Here is a 16,885-nt window from a genome sequence, read left to right on the forward strand (position 1 = left end):
CCACGTGGTAATCGAAAGTAAATTGTTCTTTGGTAACACTGGAATATGGTGCAAAGAAGGGTGCTCGAAGACCGGCTGTCAGCGGAAAACCGCGATGAAGCGTGCAACGAAGGCTTCGTCGTTGCGCCCGAGATTATTAGTCGTCAAAACGCAGCGGCACTCGGACTGACCCGCTATTTCAGCGGCTTGCCGTGCCCCTATGGCCACGTCGCGCAACGACGTGTGATTGGAAACCGTTGCGTAGAATGTCATCGGCTTGCAGCCCGTCGTCACCGTGCTGAAAGTGATCCGTCTCGCGATGGCCAGCGCGTTATATTGGTCCCAGTGCCTTTAACCACCGAATGGCCAACCGTTACCCAGCTTGAATTGCTGTTTGAGGTCGAGTCGCACAAATCAGCGATGGCTAATGGACGTACAAGGTATTTCTCGGGAAAACCTTGTCCATTCGGACATGTTGATCAACGAAACGTTGCTAACCAACGCTGTGTCGCCTGTCAATGGCGCAAAACGTCTGGCAGCGATAGCAAGCGCGCTTTAAAATTGTGGAACCAATTGCGCGCATTGCGTTTGGACGATGATGTTTTTCTAGAACAGCCGTATGTTACTCAGGCAGAAGCCATAAAAGAAGGCCTCAAACGCTTCTTCATCGGCGAAATGTGTAAGCTCGGCCACATCAGCCCACGATATACGGGCAACGGTGAATGTGTGGTGTGCTCTGGAATGCGCAATAAGGAACGATATGCCAACGATCCTGAGTTTCGTAAGCGTCGAATTAAATATGAGGCTGCACGAAACCGGCGACCTGATGTGCGCGAGATTAGACGACTGAAAGCTGTCGAATATAACCGACGAGCCGATGTTCGCGCTCGATTGCTGGGAAGAGTTAAATTTGATCCATTGTTTAAGATGCAATGGAATATCAGAACCTTGTTGCGTAACACATTAAAAAAGCACAAGCATAAGAAAACATCAAGATTGCAGGACATACTCGGATGCTCAATAGATTACTTTCGTCACCACATTGCTAGACAGTTTACAGAATGGATGAACTGGGATAATTACGGTGAATGGGAACTCGATCATATCCGGCCGCTTAGTGCTGCCACAAGTGGAGCAGATGTAATTGCTCTGTTCCACCACACGAACATCCGCCCTTTGAGTAGAGGGCTTAATCGTTCAAAAGGAAGTAATCGAGAATATCTAATTTGAGATCATTGCTGCTCGGTCAAGAAGGACTCAACCTCAATGGAATATCTCACGAAAGATTGTTGCTTCAACATAATCAGTCCGCAACCCCTCCCGGATCAGGTTGATGCGATCATTTGTCGTCGCGCCACTGGCCACGTCGGTACTATTGGCATGTCAGGACGTGCGCGACCGTATCCACAATCTCAACCGGGACCGTCGCTTTAAACTGATCCGTGATCTTCTGCACGCGACCCGTAAGTTCGGCGACTGACAACCGCTCCGAGCGCGTACGGCAGCAGCCGGCGCTGTGCACGTATTTGGCGGAGTCACACGGTCTAGAATCCCACTACAGAACATGACCCGGATATCCGCTCCCACCCTTTACCAATGCCCAGCATGTGCAAGCTACTTCACGCGATCCGTGCTGACCTTCCTGCATTTCTACGATGACGTGCCAGATTGGTCAGACGGGAAGTGTGAGCAGTGGTGGACGTTCATCGGAGCACCTGTGGGTCGATGCCCAGCTTGTTCCAGGGTCGTATGGGTGGAAGACGCCAACAACCCTATGCCTGCACTGCAAGAGCCGTACACGATCGGGATAGTTGCACGCCTATGGCATCGATTAACTGGTGACAGAAAAGGTCGGCTGCGCGATGAGCGGATCTGGATCGCGTTACCGCGAAAGATTAAAGATGCTTGCCGCATTGTACCTCTGCATAGTGCAGAAGACTTCTTGGAGGCCTTGGCGGCGCTTGCGTGCAACACAGACGAGCGTGAAATTTACCTACGGCGACGGTTGTGGTGGGCTTGGAACGATAAACAGCGGTTGGGCAAGAACGGCCCATTGGTTTTAACGCCGTACAACATGCTGGCGGAAGAAGCACTTTTCAACATGCGCCGGCTCTTACAACTCGTCGAGTGCGCCCCAAGCCAACAAGTTGAACGTGGCGAACTTCTGCGCCAGCTAGGTCGCTTTGACGAGGCCGTCGCCATACTCAAAGCTGTGCCGGCAGACGGTCATAACGAGATCAGGGCGCTAAAGATCGAAAAACTCGCGCGAAGCGGCGACACGCAGGTGCAGGAATTAAGCCCCCAGACTTGGTAAAGTCTAATCCTATTGCGCGCGGCAGTCAGGGCAATTCTCCACGCTGCTGGGCCATGACTCGGCAAGGAGTGCCCCTTCTTGCGCTGCTAAGCGCATGGTGTATGTCGGCTACCGCTCTCCGCCCGTCATTCGCCACGTTGACCGCCTAGCGCGGGTTTTAAAGCCCACCTGCAATCTTTGCCGCTGAGGACGGCGAAGGTCAGGTATTCAGGCGACAAAAGGATGTCTCAGGCAGCCATCAGCATATTCAGTCGTGAAAGTGCATCAGCAACAATGCGACCCTGAGCCGCGATGCTTTCGATGATTTCTCTTGGTGTGCGCTCGTCCACTGTCGTTACAGTGCTCGGGTTGACAGCTTTCAAGTCAAACACGGCTGCATCGATGGCGGCGGCCTCGGCTTCTAGATCTCGTACCGCTTTTTCCTGCTGGCGGATTTCGACCTCCAGCGCCTCGATCTCTTTTGCGTCTACCTTTTCTTTCCTCAGCCGCTTCAGGTTTTCCTTCAAATCCACGATGGCCGCCTTGAGGTCTGCGGCATTGTCCAGCAGCGGCTGCATTTCCTCGCGTGCCTTGGCTCGACGGTCTGCGAAGTCCACAGTCCATGAATAACGGCTTGCGCCCTTGGCCGTGCCGTGGTTTTGCAACATACGAGCGTAGCTGGGGAAAGGCTTGCCTGCGTTATCCTCATCGGCTTGCCAATCGGCGGTAAGGATGGCCGGCAATGCATCGTCGCTTAGCACCCCGCCATCCTTATCGAAGCCAAAATGCGCCAGCGTGAGCGGAGTTTTTTTGCCCACCTTTACCCACGATAGGTCGTAGTACCAGATGCGTTCGGTCTTTTGGCCTTTGGTAAAAAACAGCAGATTGGTCTTCACGCCCGCTCCGGCCGTTGAAAACACACCACCGGGCAGGCTAACGATCGCCCACAGTGCACACTCGTCGATGAGTTTCCGCTTTGTTTCAACAAAGGCGCTTTCATTAGTGCGGAACAGAAGTCCTTCATCCAACACGATTCCACAAGTACCGCCAGACGCGAGTTGAGCCAAGATGTCCTGTACGAACAGAACTTGAGTTGAACTGGTCTCGAAGGGGAATTTCTTCTGCGCCTCCTTGCCTTCCTTGCCGCCGAACGGAGGGTTTGTCAGGATCACGTCGAACTGTGCGGGCGCGTGCTGAAACAATTCGGCGTAAGTGGGACGACGAGTTAGTGAATTTCCATGCCACAAGTTCGGCTGGTCAATGCCATGTAGTACCAGATTCGCCAGCGCGATAGGGAAGACTAAGTTTTCCTTCTCACGTCCGTAAAAGGTGTCGTGCTTGAGCTGTTCGATATCTGTGCTGGCGGCAGCATTACCCAACTTCCGAGCCATGTGTTCGTACGCTACGGCAAGAAAACCGCCAGTGCCACAGCAGGGGTCATAAACCGACTGCCCCAACGATGGATCGATGGTGTGCACCATGGCCCGGATGACCTCGCGCGGAGTAAAAAACTGACCGCCGTCGGAGTTCTTCTCGCCCATCTTCAGGAGGAGGTCTTCATACACTTGCGAGAGTGTGAAGAAATGCGTGTCGTCGATGTGGTCGATACTGATTTCATGCACGCGGTCGAGGATGTCGCGCAGGTTAGCTTCGTCATCCACACGGACACGCTCTACCGCCGTCATTATGCGGCCGATGATGCGCTGCTTTGGTGAAGCCGCTGGGTTGGGCAAATTCGTGCGCGGATCGATATCCAGCGCGTGCAGGTGCGGCAATAATTCCTTATTGATGAACTCGAACAATTTGCCGTCGCCAGCGCCATACAGCTCCTGCCGCTTCCAGCCCTGCACTTTACCATCCGAAGTTTTCGGATGATCGCCCTCGTCTGACCACGGCGCTGCCCAGTCCTGCCAGCGGTAAGGACTGCGTAATGCGGGCGAGAAATCAGCACCAAGCACCTCAGCTTGTTCGGCCTCGCGCGTTTCCTGGGCGTCGAGAATACGCAGGAACAGAATCCAAGTCAGTTCGGGTACGTATTGCAGTGCGCTGGCGCAGTTAGAACGGCGCATCACGTCGCATATGCTTTTGACAAAAGCAGAGAGTGACTGGGTGGAGGCGATAGCCTTAGGAGTTTTTTCGGTTTTCTTAGGTCGGACCATATCTACTTCTCGAAAGCATGGGTGAGGATCTTCTGCGGGAGCAAGTCAATCTCACGGAGTTGTTTATTGATTGCGGTGCGAACAGCCTTTAATTCTTTTAATGCGGCAGATGCACGCTGTTGAACTGAGAATTCTGGCAATTCAATTTTACCTTCGGCCAAACGATTGAATAGCATGCGTTCGCGCACCGCGCCACGCGCCAATGAGTTAATGCATGCAGCCCCTAGTGGCGAGCGCAGCCAATAATAAAACCATCGGGAATCTACTCGCTCTGGCTTGCCCTGCAATACTACGTAGTCAGGGCTTGTGATTCCGGGCGTATCGTCGTCGTCCACGAATGCAATTGAACCGATGAGGATACGCATCGGGTTATAAAACACGGTTCCAGGCAATACGGGCTTATATTTAGCTGCGTGCTTACCGGGCGCTTCCTTTGCAGGTGCCACACCGTCGCGCGTTGCACCCAGAACTGGGTGATCGCTCCAGTCTACGCCGATACCGCGTTTCATTTCGACCAAAACATCGCCGAGCGAATGTTCTACAACTGGGTGCTCGCGCACACTATTCAGAACGATGGTGTCTGCAAGACGTGCGACTCCCTGTGCTTGAGCCTGCGCCGCGAGCCGTGTGGCCTCTACTTCAGCCAGTTGAGATTTCAAACGGGCGGCAATGCGGCGTTGCTCTTCGATGCTGGGAACACATACATGAAATGCTTCGAGCATCGGCATGTAGATAGTTTTATGAGTCGCGCCCGTCGCTAATTCGCGTAGTTTACGCCGCGAACAGATCAGTGCATACATCAAAAACTCAGGATCGAGTTCGTCACTGCACACCCAATTGGCAAAATCCTGACTGGTCGCCATTGGGGCGGCCATGATAGTGACAAAGCCTACCGACGCCGTGCGAGAGAAGCAAACCGTACCGCGAGGCAGGATGCGCGCAGCCGAATTGGCGATACCGTACTCATTGGTGCGTATTTGCGTGTTTTCCACCCACTTCCCGTCCAAGGCGCGAATTTCGGTCAGCGAAATCCACGACACATCTCCGCCCCACCAATCCGGGCGGGAACGGCTCGGCGTGTGTCCGCTTTCTAGTCGCGCAACATCAGTGAGCTTATGCCAGCGCCATCCAGGTGGCGCTGGCGGCAAATCGGGGGGGATCGCAATCGGAGCGATCTGAGAACTCATATTAAATACAACCTCAAATTAGAAACAATCTCATCTTCGCATCCTGCATAACCTGCGCCGGCTTGCCCAATAGGCTCAGGGCTTTAAGTCCGCCCGCCTTCGCGATTTCTGGCACAGCCCATAGTTCTTGCTTTTCCAAGGCATCGGTACCCCCCAGCGCGAATTGATTTCCCAGTCCTTTTAACACGATGGCCGTCTTGGAGTCCATGGCCGCGAACCATGCCGCGTTGGCCTTAACGTATTCAGCACCACGCTGCGGCCTGGTCAGGGCGTGAGCGTGGTAGCCATATTTACTGAAGAAATCGAACAGATCAAAATCATCCATGTGATCCGCATTGCGGATTGCGTCGGGGCTGAAATTATCACCCAGCAAGTGATTTATTAGCTGGGCACGTCTATTCTTCTCGATCCACAGTGCGCGGAAGTGATCAAGATTATGTGCCTCGCTCAGCACACGGGTAATGACCTCGCGCCGGTATTCATCCACTGGGATTGGTGTGGCAATGCCGCCCCGGTTAGCTAGGATGAAGCGCCCCTGCGCGTTAACTCGGACCTTCTGCCCACCGATAACCGGCACAGCGGGGCCGTCATGATCACCATCGTCGCCCTCATCGCCACTGCCACCGTCACTTCCGCCGCCGCTGCCCGGCCGGGACGGGTTGGTGATGAATTCTGTGCCGAACAGGTCAGTAACCCCAGTGTAGTCGTAGAGCCAGAATTTGTATTTTTGAGTTTCTTCGTGGATTCGCGTGCCGCGCCCGACCATCTGGTAGAACTTGATAGCCGATTGCAAGTAGCGGAAGAACACCACAGCGTTCAGGCGTTCGATGTCCACGCCGGCTTCCAGCAAGTCCACTGTGCATGCGATAAAGGCACGCTCGCCTGAGCCTCGCATGGTCTCGATCTTGTCCGCCCCGCCGCTGCCAGTACATTTGAACGCGTAGTTGTCCTTGCGCGGCTTGCCGTTCTCTTTGCACCATTGGGCGTAGAGATTATTCATCTGCATTGACACACGGTCCGCGTGCAGGTCGCGCGTACAGAAGATGATGACTTTCTGTTCCGGACCGCCATTCTCGCACAGCAGCTCGAAAAGGTCTTCGCACATTTTGGGTGTGCGCAGGTCGATGAACAGTTCGTCGTCAAAATCCTTCCCAGCGTACTCGGCTTTGGGTAGGTCTTCCTTGGTAAGCAGCTTCCCAGTTTTGATGTCCCTCACGCCCGCCTTAAGGATTTCCTCGCGGGTAAAGGTCCGCGAGTCGATGTCGGCCTTGCGCTTGATGATCTCGCAAGCGGCCAGATAGCCGTCGTCCTGCGCCTGAGCCAGAGTGTATTCATACACCGGCTCGCCGAAGTACTCGACGTTGTGCGCGGTAATGGCATTGTCGGCAGCCATGGCGGCCTCGACATTTTTCGATTTCTTCTCGTCTTTTGGCGGTTTCAGTTTGCGTGGCGTGGCGGTCAGCCCGATATGTATGGCATTGGGGTTTCGAGTAAGCACCTGCGACCATTTACCCCATGCCGAGCGATGGCATTCGTCGATGATGATGACGCTGAACGCATCCTCGCCGTAGTGATCAGTTAGGAAGCTACCATCGCCGTTCTCATCAATACCCAGTGTCTGGTAGGTGGCGATGTGGATGCGTGCATTGGCCGCGGCATTCTTACCCTGCTTGGTTTCCACGATGCGGGCGTTGCTGCTGAAAGCGGCATTGAGTTTGTCGTAGGCTTGTTCGCGTAGTTCGTCGCGGTCGCACAGGAACAACGCAGGCTTGGGTAACAGACCCGCCTGAGCCATGCGCCAGAGTAAGTTGGTGGCAATAATCGTCTTGCCCGCGCCCGTAGCCAGCGTGAGCAGGACGCGCGGTGCATTGCCCGCTTGTCTTTCAAGGATGATCTTCTCGAAGGCGGCGCGGATAGCCGCATCCTGATAGTAGCGGGTGGCAGACCATGCCGGGCTGTCGGCCTGGAACAGCAAAGCAGCATCCGGCGAGGCGAGATTAATGCCCTTATCCTTGGCGTAGCGCGAACATAAATCGGGATGTAGCGGAAAATCTTCGAGTGGGCTTGGGCCGGACTGAATACCACTTGGCTTGTCGTATTCGCCGTAAAGGTGACCGTTGCTGGCGAAAACGTATTGCACGTCAAAGCGCGTGCAGTCGGCATATCCCTTAGCCTGCTCCATACCCTTGAGAGGGTCAGCGTCTGATCGTTTAGCTTCCAGCACCGCAACAGGCAGCGGCTTCGGCATATCGCCTACCTGCACACACAGCAAGTAATCGGTTCGCCCGCCTCGCTTGCTGCGGCGGCCCTTTGGCCCGGTTGGCTCCACTGGAGCGGGCGTTTCCATCCGGATGCGTTGTGGGTCATCGTAACCCTTACGGCGCAACACCGGATCAATTAGATGAAAGCGCGTTTCTTCCTCGTTGAGTGCCACTGTCGCTCCCTTAGTCTTGATCCATGTGCTCGTCGGCACCACTGCGTATCCCATTCGCCGATCTCCAATGCGTTGAACTTTTACCACCGTCCAGCGCGGTGCGCGCGAAAATGTTGCGGTCGATCTACCGATAGATCGAGTCGGACTTGGCACACAGAGTTTGACAAGCTGCAACACGGAGGCCTACGGGGCAGAAGTTATGAGGGCGCTCCCCGCTGCAGGAATTTGGACCGTATAAATTTGGTCTAACCACAAAGAGCATAGTCTATCCGCTTGCCAACCGGCAAGCTAGGGCGGATTGTGGTCGGCTCACCACTTGATCCGTTGCGGCGATCATGACGCCAAGCTCCACTTGCGAACTTAGACGGGTAAGAGTGCGCGCAGATACCTCGTGGTCAATTTATTGACATTCTTTCAATAGCTCGCCGAGCTGTACCGACTAGTGTTGTCGTTTTATGACAGGCGCCGAAAATTTTTTCTTTTTCTATGCGCAAAAAATTTGAGGGAGCGTCCTATTAGGTCAGCATTATCCGGTCGGTGTTCAGTCTCCCCCGTGGGGGTGGGGGCGTGTATCGCCCGAGGCGCCCGCCACGCCACCTCGACAGGTACCAGCGGGTGCGAGGCGGCTGGCGCCGTCGCCAACACCCACATTGCGCTGTACTTGCGACCGAAGTAGACGACCAGGCTCGTGTCATAGAGCGAGCCAAGGGCGTCGATGGTAGCCTTGTATGGTACACCGGCATGGGGGACACGGTAACGCCTGTAGGTGCTTGGTGAGGCCCCAGCGTGCGGATAACGGTTGCGTGGATCACGCCGGCACCTTGGGCAGGTCGACATCCAAGTACAACTGGACAGCGTGCAGGGCTTCCTCTGCGCGGCGGATAATTAGAGCCATCGAATCTGAGTCATCCATTAGCAAGCCCATCTAGAGATCTGACAGACGTGATCATGCACCTAGCCCTCAAAAAGTACAGAAAGCTACCAATTCATTGCCCACGTCGCGGGCTTGCGTGTGCAAGCAACTGCCGGCATATCTCGGCATGCTTTTCGGCAAGCGATAAAAGGTCCAATACACTTTGTAGGTGAGACATATGGCTCTTCCAGTGCTCTTCGCCGAGGACAGCTTCATAGTCGAGTTTGCAGGGTTCGCGCCACTTTTCGTACGCAGCTAGGCGCTCAATGCGTTGTTCTAAGTCCACGACATTCCGATTTGCTGGAGCATGTCGCGCTGTGCTTTTTATCCACTCGCGCCATGGCTTGTTTCCCTTTGACTGATTGCACTTACCACACGCTGGGACGAGATTCGCGATTTCAGTAATGTATCCAGTCGGCTTCCGATCCTTGACAATTGCTCGCAAGTGATCCCATTCAGTGCGTCGATCTCCACAATATGCACATACGCAGTACCCAGTCTTCATTCCAAGGATCTCTAGGGCCTCACGAATTTCGGCATCGGTCGGCTCAATGCAAGGCGTGATGGATGTCAAGAAAAGACCCGTAATTGTCGACTTGCGGCCAGTTATTTTACTGCTGCCTGGCAAATCAAAATCCGGATGCTTGGTACTGACGCGCGCCATTTTGTTCTCCTGGCTTGTGCATACCGTGTAGCGTCAAAGTTAGCGGCGAAGCGGTGTGAACGATGACACATCGTAATCGCCTCCGATGCTGCTGTCAGCTTGTGACTACTTCATGCTCGACACGGCGAGAGCCGGTTTAACTATAGTGAGAACAGTCGAGCGAGAGACCCCGAAGAGCTTCGCCAAGGAACTCACGCTCTGCTTGTTCGCGTATCCCTCAACCATCGCTCTGCGCTGCCCCGGCGTCGTTTTCGATGGCCTGCCGAGGGTCTTGCCATCGGCCTTGGCGCGAGCAAGCCCGGCTTGGGTGCGCTCTACGATCAGGTCACGTTCCATCTCGGCCACTGCGGCCAGCATGGCCAACATAAGCTTACCCGCTGGTGACGCTAGGTCGAGCTTCCCGAGCTGGAGAACGATGACCTCGACGCCCAGCTCGGCGAGATGCTTGATCGTCGCCAACACGTCAGGCGCATCTCGGCCCAGGCGGTCGAGCTTCGATACCACTACCGTGTCCTTCTTTCTCAGCTTGGTCAGCATCTCACTGAACTGCTTGCGCTGCGCTGCGTGCGCCTTTCCGCTCACGGTATCCGCAAACCAGTACTCAACCGCGTAACCCGCGCGTTCGATCTCCAGCCGCTGATTATCTGCCCTTTGCTCTGCTGTCGACACCCGCCCATACCCAAACACCGCCATAGCCTCACCCTTGATGTGTTGGAAAATGGTGTGAATATATATCAACATGTTGATATATGCAAAGGCTATTTTTTCAACACTTCAAGGTGCTGGCCTAATGGGGTGTCAGAAAACGGTCGTTTCCCACCGTACACAAGGGTGGGATAAAATCTGGCATTGTCTTCTTGATAGGGTAGCTTATGAAGGTGTGTGGTGTTGATATAAGCGGCAGTGAAGCGCGGCTTGTTGTAGTTGAGGGTGACGCCAATGGCTTACACCTCTGCGAACTTGAAACCAAAAAGATTGCACTTAAAGACGATGAGATAAACGAACAAGTGCGCTCTTTTCATCAAGTCGTTCTTGCGCTCGTGCGTGAAAACAAAATTGAAAAAATAGCAATAAAGAAGCGCATGAAAACTGGGGGTTTTGCGAGTGGTCCGGTAAGCTTCAAAATAGAAGGGCTGTTCCAAATGATTGCTGAGGCTGATGTCGTGTTTATAGCCCCGAATACAATTTCGGCATTCGAGAAGAAGAATGGTCAAGATATTCCAATAGAATTAAACAAATACCAAACAGACGCATATCGTACAGCCCGCGTGGCTATTTTAAAGGGTTGAGATGCCGGGCTTATATCTCCAGGGCGTAAATGCGCCGCCGGAAATTCGTGATCATCTTATATTGCTTTCAAAAAATATCGAGTTTACACGCGAGGATGTTAAGGCCGGGAATGGCATGGTGTTCTTCGGCGTTAATAAAGTGTTGGGCAGAGAAATCGCTTTAAAGTTTTATTATTGGGGCGGGGATAAAGAGTATCATGCCGAGCCAAAGCAGTTGTCGGCAATCCGTGCGCCGAACGTTTTGGAAATTCTCGACGCTGGACTATTAGATCATGAGTGGGCTTATTTTCAAACTCCTACTTGCCCGCATGGAGATTTGGACGACGTTCTTGAGCGAACAAGTATAGGAAATTTGGCGGCGATAGATTTTACTGCCCAGATACTTACTGGATTAAGCCATCTTCATGCGCAAAATTATGTCCATCGTGATCTAAAGCCTGCTAACGTATATGTTAGCGACGCGCAGGTTGCAATCATTGGGGATTTTGGTTCAGTACAGAAAATTCCAGAAGGTGCGAGTTCTGTTCCCGCTTGTGGGCACTCTCTTTTGTACCGCCCACCAGAAGCATTTGGGGAAGATAAATCATATGGCGTTACCGGTGATATATATCAGGCTGGTATGATTTTGTTCCAACTTCTCGGCGGCTACTTGCCATACGAGGATCTAGCATATTTGAATCCAAAGCAGCGTGATGAGCTGAGCACTATAAAAAATCCAGCTGATCAATGTTTTTTCGTGGATAAGTGCATCAGCGAGATTATTTGTTCCGGAAAAATTCTCGATTACAAAAAAATGCCGCCATGGGTTCCGGAAGAACTAAAGAAAGTAATAAAGAAAGCGTGTCATCTGAATCCGGAGAAAAGATTTAAGACAACCGCTGCATTTCTCGCAAAACTTCGAGAAGTTAGGCCAAGTGTCCTTGACTGGCGGGCTGAAGATGGAGACCCGATTCTAACTGGTCCAATAAGTTATAAAATAGTTAAAAAAGGTGCTGAATACGGGGTTCAAAAGCGAAAGATAGGTGAGTGGAGGGCTGATAATTCATTTGGTGAGGGTGCAATGGATCAGCTTGTTGCGGCCGTTTCATTACATGTCGCTGGCAATTAGTAGAAAAAAGTCTTTAGAATGTTGTTTATTCTCAGTAAAAAATGAGCGTTGAAGATGGGCAAGACTATCAAGATTTACCTGCCGGATGAAAGTGTGGCTGGCATTCGCCATGCTGAAATTGCTAACTGGAGCGGTCAGGCGCTTGCGTGCCCCCGGTCTCGTTTCCAAGAATTGCGTGAATGGCCGGAGGTTCAACGTCCTGGGGTTTACTTTCTTCTTGGTGTCGATGACGCTACTGGTAGCGATGCAGTGTATATTGGTGAGGCCGAAGTCGTTATTGACAGACTTGCTTCGCACGTGACCGGCAAAGACTTCTGGACTGAGGTCGTTGCCTTTACAAGTAAAGACGAGAACCTAACGAAAGCACACGTTCGATATCTTGAATCCCGCTTGGTAGAAATTGCAAAGCAGGCCGGTCGATATCAGGTAACAAATTTCGCCTCGCCTCAACTACCATCACTGCCGAGGTCCGATCGCGACGCTATGGAGGAATTCCTCGGGGCTGCAAAAATGTTGCTCGGGGCCTTGGGTCATAAGGTTTTAGAAAATCTCGTTTTACGACCAAAACGGTCAAATTCGCTCGATCAAACCCCGGCCGTCGAGTCTCTAGTCGATGCGAATATAGGTTCTGTAGCCGTTGAACAGAAGCCTTACGGCCCGGCTGTTTTCCATTTGCGTGTTGCTGGGATCCACGCGCGCAGCATGCGCACCGATGAGGGAATGGTTGTTTTGGAAGGTTCGGACGCAAACGCTACGACTTATAAAAGTTTGACTAGCAGTATGGCGGCCCTTCGCCAAGTACTGATCGAGTCTGGCACTCTCGCAGTGTCCAAGGCGAAGTTGCGGGTGACGCGAGATCATCTCTTCAAAAGCCCCTCGCAGGCTGCGGGTATCCTAGCAGGCTATTCGATTAATGGACGGGAGTGCTGGAAACTTGAGGATGGGACAACTTACGCCCAGTTTGAGACACAGCAGTCGAATCTGCTGCTTGAAGACCCCGCGCCTAAAGAACGCAGTGGTACGGCCTAAACTGGATACTTAAAAGAGGTGTTCCCCGTAGCCTGCAGAACACCATGCACGATGTCAGCTACGCTCCAGCCATTCTCGTACGTTTCGATAATGGACAGAGGTCAGGTGTTCGACGCGCGTTACCAAACTGAGATACCTTTTGCGCCATTTTAATGGCTGACGCAGTGGCACGAGTTCCCCTGGCTCGGCTCCCATGTGCCGCAACAATTTTGATCGCGCGATCCGCGCCCGCTCTGCCGCAGATGCCGCAACATTCGTACGGTATCGCAGCGCATGGCAATGCCGGCACGCCAGCTCGCCGGCCCGAAAGTAGAGAGATTGAAAGTTCCCCTCGTGCGCGCGAGGGCACTTGAGGAGGGGCCGCACACGACCTTGGAGGCACTGGACGGACACAATGTCCACGATCCACGTCCGACCGCCCAGGAAGGCCGCCAGGCGCGTCTCCATGAGCACCACAACGGTCCTCACATCTCTGTCGTCTAGGACGAGTCTGGACGAGCCTGTGGCCTTCGCGGTCCGCATCAACTTCGGCAGGTTTACCTCAAATGCATTTTCGAGGACTGGCACTCTTGGCGCTTTTGCTTTTTTCATTTGCTCTACCTAAAAGAAAAGCAAACCGGGCATATGCATGCGAGGTTCACGGGTGGGCTACGGGATCAGAGTGGGAACTCCAGCAGTCTGTGATAGCCACAGCGGTGCAGCCAGAGTACCGGACGAAAAACAATTCGCGTGCCTACTTTTGCTTGGTCCAGCCGTACCGCGATCTGCTGCGCCGCAGGTTCGATTCATCGGTGATCAGGACAGGCGCGCCATTGCGTGTTACGGAGTCGAGGAAGAACTGCGTGGACTACCGCATCGCTCGACCCGATTGATGCTGCATGCGGAGCGTGTCTCCACGCCCGGTCATGGCGGCGCGCAAGCACTCCTTGGGATGAGAAAGCACGATCAAAAGCAAAAGCCGCTTGCGGTCTATAAACTAGGCCACATGCGGCTTTCAGGGTAAACAGTATAAAAAATTATACCTCTGTTATTACATACTTTCCGTTTCACCTGGTCGCACGCCACGCCGAAGACGGGTGGGTGTTTATTGCGTTTATTGCTCTAATTACTCTTGGGCGCGCTCCTGAATGAAATCCGACACGATGTAGGCTGCGCGTGTTTTGCCCTTCCCACTGGCCGACTTCGTTTCGTAGCAGCGGATGTTACGGTCCGATGCCAGATTCTCGAACACGCTGCGGCGCATGCGGGTGTCAGCCCCTTTAAACTTCGTGGACTTTCTTGCCAGCTCGAAGACGGTCAGGCCACGGCGGCCGGCCTTCAAGATCAGATTAGCCACGTCGTTGCACAGGGCTGCGAATGGGGAGTCAGCGATGTTATCGGCCATGCGGCTAATCGCCCGGTCAGCCCAGAAGGTCACGTAGTCGATCGCCCATTGCGCATGCTCGGCGCCGATCATGTCCGCCTCGCTGGAGTGCGCGACGATCAGCGAGACGCGCATGGCGATTTCCCGCACGCGGCTGTACATCTCGGCAATTCCGTGCATTTCCAGCTCGTCCATGCGCTCGATGCAGCGTAGTTCCAGTTTGGTGAACAAACGGCGCGCTTCGCCCGAGAAATCCAAAATGGCCGGAACCGCCACTTCGCTATGCGCCGTGTCGATGACATCCGCTAAATCCCCGCTGCCCTTGACGCGGCACTCGCGGACCCAGCGAACCAGATCATCGGGCATCGCGATTTGATCGACAAAACGGGCAGGCTGGCGCCCCAGATCGGATTCAACGACGATGAGGCGGTTCAGAAAGCCATCCGTCAGCGCTCCCGATCCTACGGCCTCGTAGAACGGCGTAGGCGTGGTCATACCCAGTACTGTCAGTGCCGGATTCTCCACATGGCGCGGTCCTAACCCGTCACGTTGCGCCTGGGTCAAGGTGGCGGTAGAGAAAGCCTTGGGCTGGAGCGTGCCGCCGCAACGGCCGAACACCTCCATGAGGCGTTTGCGCGCCGTACCGCCATTGGTATTATTTTTCGCGTTGGCGGTCTTCAGCATGTAGCCGAACTCATCAATGATGGCGATATGGGTGGGATGCGTGCGCAGCATCGAGTCGATAGCGCTGTCGGACGTGTATTCCGACGCGGGGGACAAGGTGGAGAACTTGGCGGCACGCAGGACGCGCTCGATGGCGGTCTTCGCATGCTCCTTGCCGGCGCCCGATACTCCGATGTTGAGGAAGAACAGCGACGGCCAGTTGTCATTGGTGGTGCGAAACTTACGCCCCATGGCGACGCTGCCGAGCGCCAGCGCCGCCTGCACGGCGAACATCGGCTGCGGCTTCATGGCCGTGGCATTGGTCCAATCAACCATCTGGCCCAGTTTGCCTGGGATGGTCAGCAGGTGGGATGGGATGTCGCATACGAGTTTGGCGGGCATGAAAACTTTATCGGGTACGGCGATGGGATTTCCGGCCGTACCGTATTCTGGTTCTGCGACAGACATGCGGTTCAGGCTCTCCAGCAGCTTGCTGATATCCACATCTTTGATGCGTTCCTCCATAGCCATCATGCGGACCGTCCCGTACGTAATGCCGTCGCGCGGCTTTAAGCTGTTCCACGCCTTAATCAAAGCACCGGCATCGTACTTCTCGGGGCAGGTCTGGCTCCACTCGTCGGCGATATCAAACATTTCCTTAGACTGGTTGCGGCAGTGCAGCCCCATCAAGACCTTCAGCCATTCGTCTCGGCTGCATGCGGCGGAGATTGCGGCCAGGTCGTATTCGATGGAAGCACGCTCGTAGGGCGACAGCGGTTCGGTGTTGGGCGCAATTTCTACGTCCGATTCAGTCTGCTTTGCGAACTTGCTGAAGTTGTCTGACACCCATTGCGGGAGGTCTGCCATCACATGGCCCTCGAAGAGGTCACTAGAAGCCTCCATCTCGTAGCGGCGGCCGGATGCGTGGACGGAACCAGGGCCGACCACGTAGCCGTTAACCTTCAGGTCGACGTTCTTTCCCAATTTATCGGTGAAGCTGAGTGAGCTGTCGGCAAAGAAGTAGTAGTGGCTGCCGCCCGCGCCGGTCAGCACCTCGACGGTTTCCGGCAGGCGGCCGTAGGTTTTCTCCAGCTCTTCCAGAGCCTCTGCGCCGCCGACCTTGTAACGGTCCACGTCCACTACCATGGCCATTTTGCTGGTGTTGCCCATCGGTTGGCCCAAGCGCACGCCGTAGTTCAGGTCGGGTTCGTATTTGAACCACATGTTGATGACGGCCGGATTAGTGGTGGCCTCTTTGAAGGGATTCGTGTGGCGCGGGTGTTTGCCGGCATTGGGGCAAGTGGCGTTGCCGCAGGTGCACAAACCGTTTTTAATCCCGTACAGCGGGAACACTGTGTGGCCCAACGATGCCATCAGGAGTGCCTGTGCGTGGGCCGGCGAAGTGGCCGCCGAGGTATCGTAGGGATTGCCTTGGAGCGCTGCAACCGGCGCGGCAGACGTGTTATACACAGCAGGCTGCACCAGCGCATAGCGGACTACTTGTTCAGCGTTGTCCTGGGCCGGCGGGGCGGGGCTGGTGGTGTTTGCTTCGGAGGGCGCTGCGTCGGTAGGGATGCCGCCCACACCGACTTCAAGCACTTTGGCTTCGGCCTGCCCAATGAAGGGCTCAGCGGCCGGGACAGCATTGTTAGTAGTCACGTCGCTCACGGAGCAGTCGACGCCGGTGGATAGCGAGGCCAACTCGGCGACTTGCGCATCGTCCTGATCTTGAATTTCGGGGGTATCGTTCATTTGGATCGAGATGATGACGCGGGCAGAACAGCCCGCATCGGAGGTATAAAAG

Annotated in this window: 11 protein-coding genes; 5 read left to right on the forward strand and 6 right to left on the reverse strand. The window is 54.4% G+C overall.

All coding sequences use genetic code 11. The annotated features are described in order from the left end of the window. Positions 1–60: 60 nt before the first annotated feature. Together P0M04_RS12045 and P0M04_RS12050 are read left to right on the forward strand one after the other, a co-directional pair. Positions 61–1,209, forward strand: a complete 1,149-nt coding sequence (locus P0M04_RS12045; protein WP_259450705.1) for a hypothetical protein — start codon at positions 61–63, stop codon at positions 1,207–1,209. Between the two features lie 523 nt (positions 1,210–1,732). After that, positions 1,733–2,293, forward strand: coding sequence for a hypothetical protein (locus P0M04_RS12050; RefSeq protein WP_259450706.1), 561 nt, complete (start codon positions 1,733–1,735; stop codon positions 2,291–2,293). Positions 2,294–2,520: 227 nt separating this feature from the next. Here P0M04_RS12050 and P0M04_RS12055 read toward each other — a convergent pair whose 3' ends face one another. The 5 genes from P0M04_RS12055 to P0M04_RS12075 form a co-directional block, all read right to left on the reverse strand. Beyond that, positions 2,521–4,431 carry a class I SAM-dependent DNA methyltransferase gene (locus tag P0M04_RS12055; RefSeq protein WP_259450707.1) on the reverse strand — a complete coding sequence of 637 codons (1,911 nt, stop codon included), beginning with the start codon at positions 4,429–4,431 and terminating at the stop codon, positions 2,521–2,523. A 2-nt stretch (positions 4,432–4,433) separates the two neighbouring features. Beyond that, complete coding sequence (locus P0M04_RS12060) at positions 4,434–5,618, reverse strand: restriction endonuclease subunit S (protein ID WP_259450708.1); 1,185 nt, start codon at positions 5,616–5,618, stop codon at positions 4,434–4,436. 13 nt (positions 5,619–5,631) lie between these two features. Then, on the reverse strand, positions 5,632–8,052 hold the full coding sequence (locus tag P0M04_RS12065) for a DEAD/DEAH box helicase family protein (protein WP_259450709.1): 2,421 nt from the start codon (positions 8,050–8,052) through the stop codon (positions 5,632–5,634). Positions 8,053–9,038: 986 nt separating this feature from the next. Then, positions 9,039–9,629 (reverse strand): HNH endonuclease, encoded by a 591-nt coding sequence (locus P0M04_RS12070; RefSeq protein ID WP_259450710.1) that lies wholly within the window; start codon positions 9,627–9,629, stop codon positions 9,039–9,041. Between the two features lie 105 nt (positions 9,630–9,734). Further along, positions 9,735–10,370, reverse strand: coding sequence for a recombinase family protein (locus tag P0M04_RS12075; RefSeq protein ID WP_259450711.1), 636 nt, complete (start codon positions 10,368–10,370; stop codon positions 9,735–9,737). A 131-nt stretch (positions 10,371–10,501) separates the two neighbouring features. On the opposite strand from P0M04_RS12075, the gene P0M04_RS12080 reads away from it, so the two are divergent. The 3 genes from P0M04_RS12080 to P0M04_RS12090 are packed head-to-tail and all read left to right on the forward strand — an operon-like array spanning position 10,502 to position 13,055. Beyond that, a complete protein-coding gene (locus tag P0M04_RS12080) occupies positions 10,502–10,918 on the forward strand; it encodes a DUF3010 family protein (RefSeq protein WP_259450712.1) in 417 nt (138 codons plus the stop codon). Position 10,919: 1 nt separating this feature from the next. Beyond that, positions 10,920–12,026: a serine/threonine protein kinase gene (locus P0M04_RS12085; RefSeq protein WP_259450713.1), complete on the forward strand. Its 1,107-nt coding sequence runs from the start codon at positions 10,920–10,922 to the stop codon at positions 12,024–12,026. A 54-nt stretch (positions 12,027–12,080) separates the two neighbouring features. Next, positions 12,081–13,055 (forward strand): GIY-YIG nuclease family protein, encoded by a 975-nt coding sequence (locus tag P0M04_RS12090; RefSeq protein ID WP_259450714.1) that lies wholly within the window; start codon positions 12,081–12,083, stop codon positions 13,053–13,055. A 1,105-nt stretch (positions 13,056–14,160) separates the two neighbouring features. Here P0M04_RS12090 and P0M04_RS12095 read toward each other — a convergent pair. Further along, a complete protein-coding gene (locus P0M04_RS12095) occupies positions 14,161–16,833 on the reverse strand; it encodes a bifunctional DNA primase/polymerase (RefSeq protein WP_259450715.1) in 2,673 nt (890 codons plus the stop codon). Between the last annotated feature and the right edge of the window lie 52 nt (positions 16,834–16,885).

The organism is Telluria mixta (assembly GCF_029223865.1).
Taxonomy (GTDB): domain Bacteria; phylum Pseudomonadota; class Gammaproteobacteria; order Burkholderiales; family Burkholderiaceae_D; genus Telluria; species Telluria mixta.

Excerpts from the sequence above, each read along its gene's own strand:
- P0M04_RS12055 (WP_259450707.1), bottom strand. The coding sequence starts at position 4,431 with ATGGTCCGACCTAAGAAAACCGAAAAAACTCCTAAGGCTATCGCCTCC.
- P0M04_RS12060 (WP_259450708.1), bottom strand. The coding sequence starts at position 5,618 with ATGAGTTCTCAGATCGCTCCGATTGCGATCCCCCCCGATTTGCCGCCA.
- P0M04_RS12070 (WP_259450710.1), bottom strand. The coding sequence starts at position 9,629 with ATGGCGCGCGTCAGTACCAAGCATCCGGATTTTGATTTGCCAGGCAGC.
- P0M04_RS12075 (WP_259450711.1), bottom strand. The coding sequence starts at position 10,370 with ATGTTGATATATATTCACACCATTTTCCAACACATCAAGGGTGAGGCT.
- P0M04_RS12080 (WP_259450712.1), top strand. The coding sequence starts at position 10,502 with ATGAAGGTGTGTGGTGTTGATATAAGCGGCAGTGAAGCGCGGCTTGTT.
- P0M04_RS12085 (WP_259450713.1), top strand. The coding sequence starts at position 10,920 with ATGCCGGGCTTATATCTCCAGGGCGTAAATGCGCCGCCGGAAATTCGT.
- P0M04_RS12090 (WP_259450714.1), top strand. The coding sequence starts at position 12,081 with ATGGGCAAGACTATCAAGATTTACCTGCCGGATGAAAGTGTGGCTGGC.
- P0M04_RS12095 (WP_259450715.1), bottom strand. The coding sequence starts at position 16,833 with ATGAACGATACCCCCGAAATTCAAGATCAGGACGATGCGCAAGTCGCC.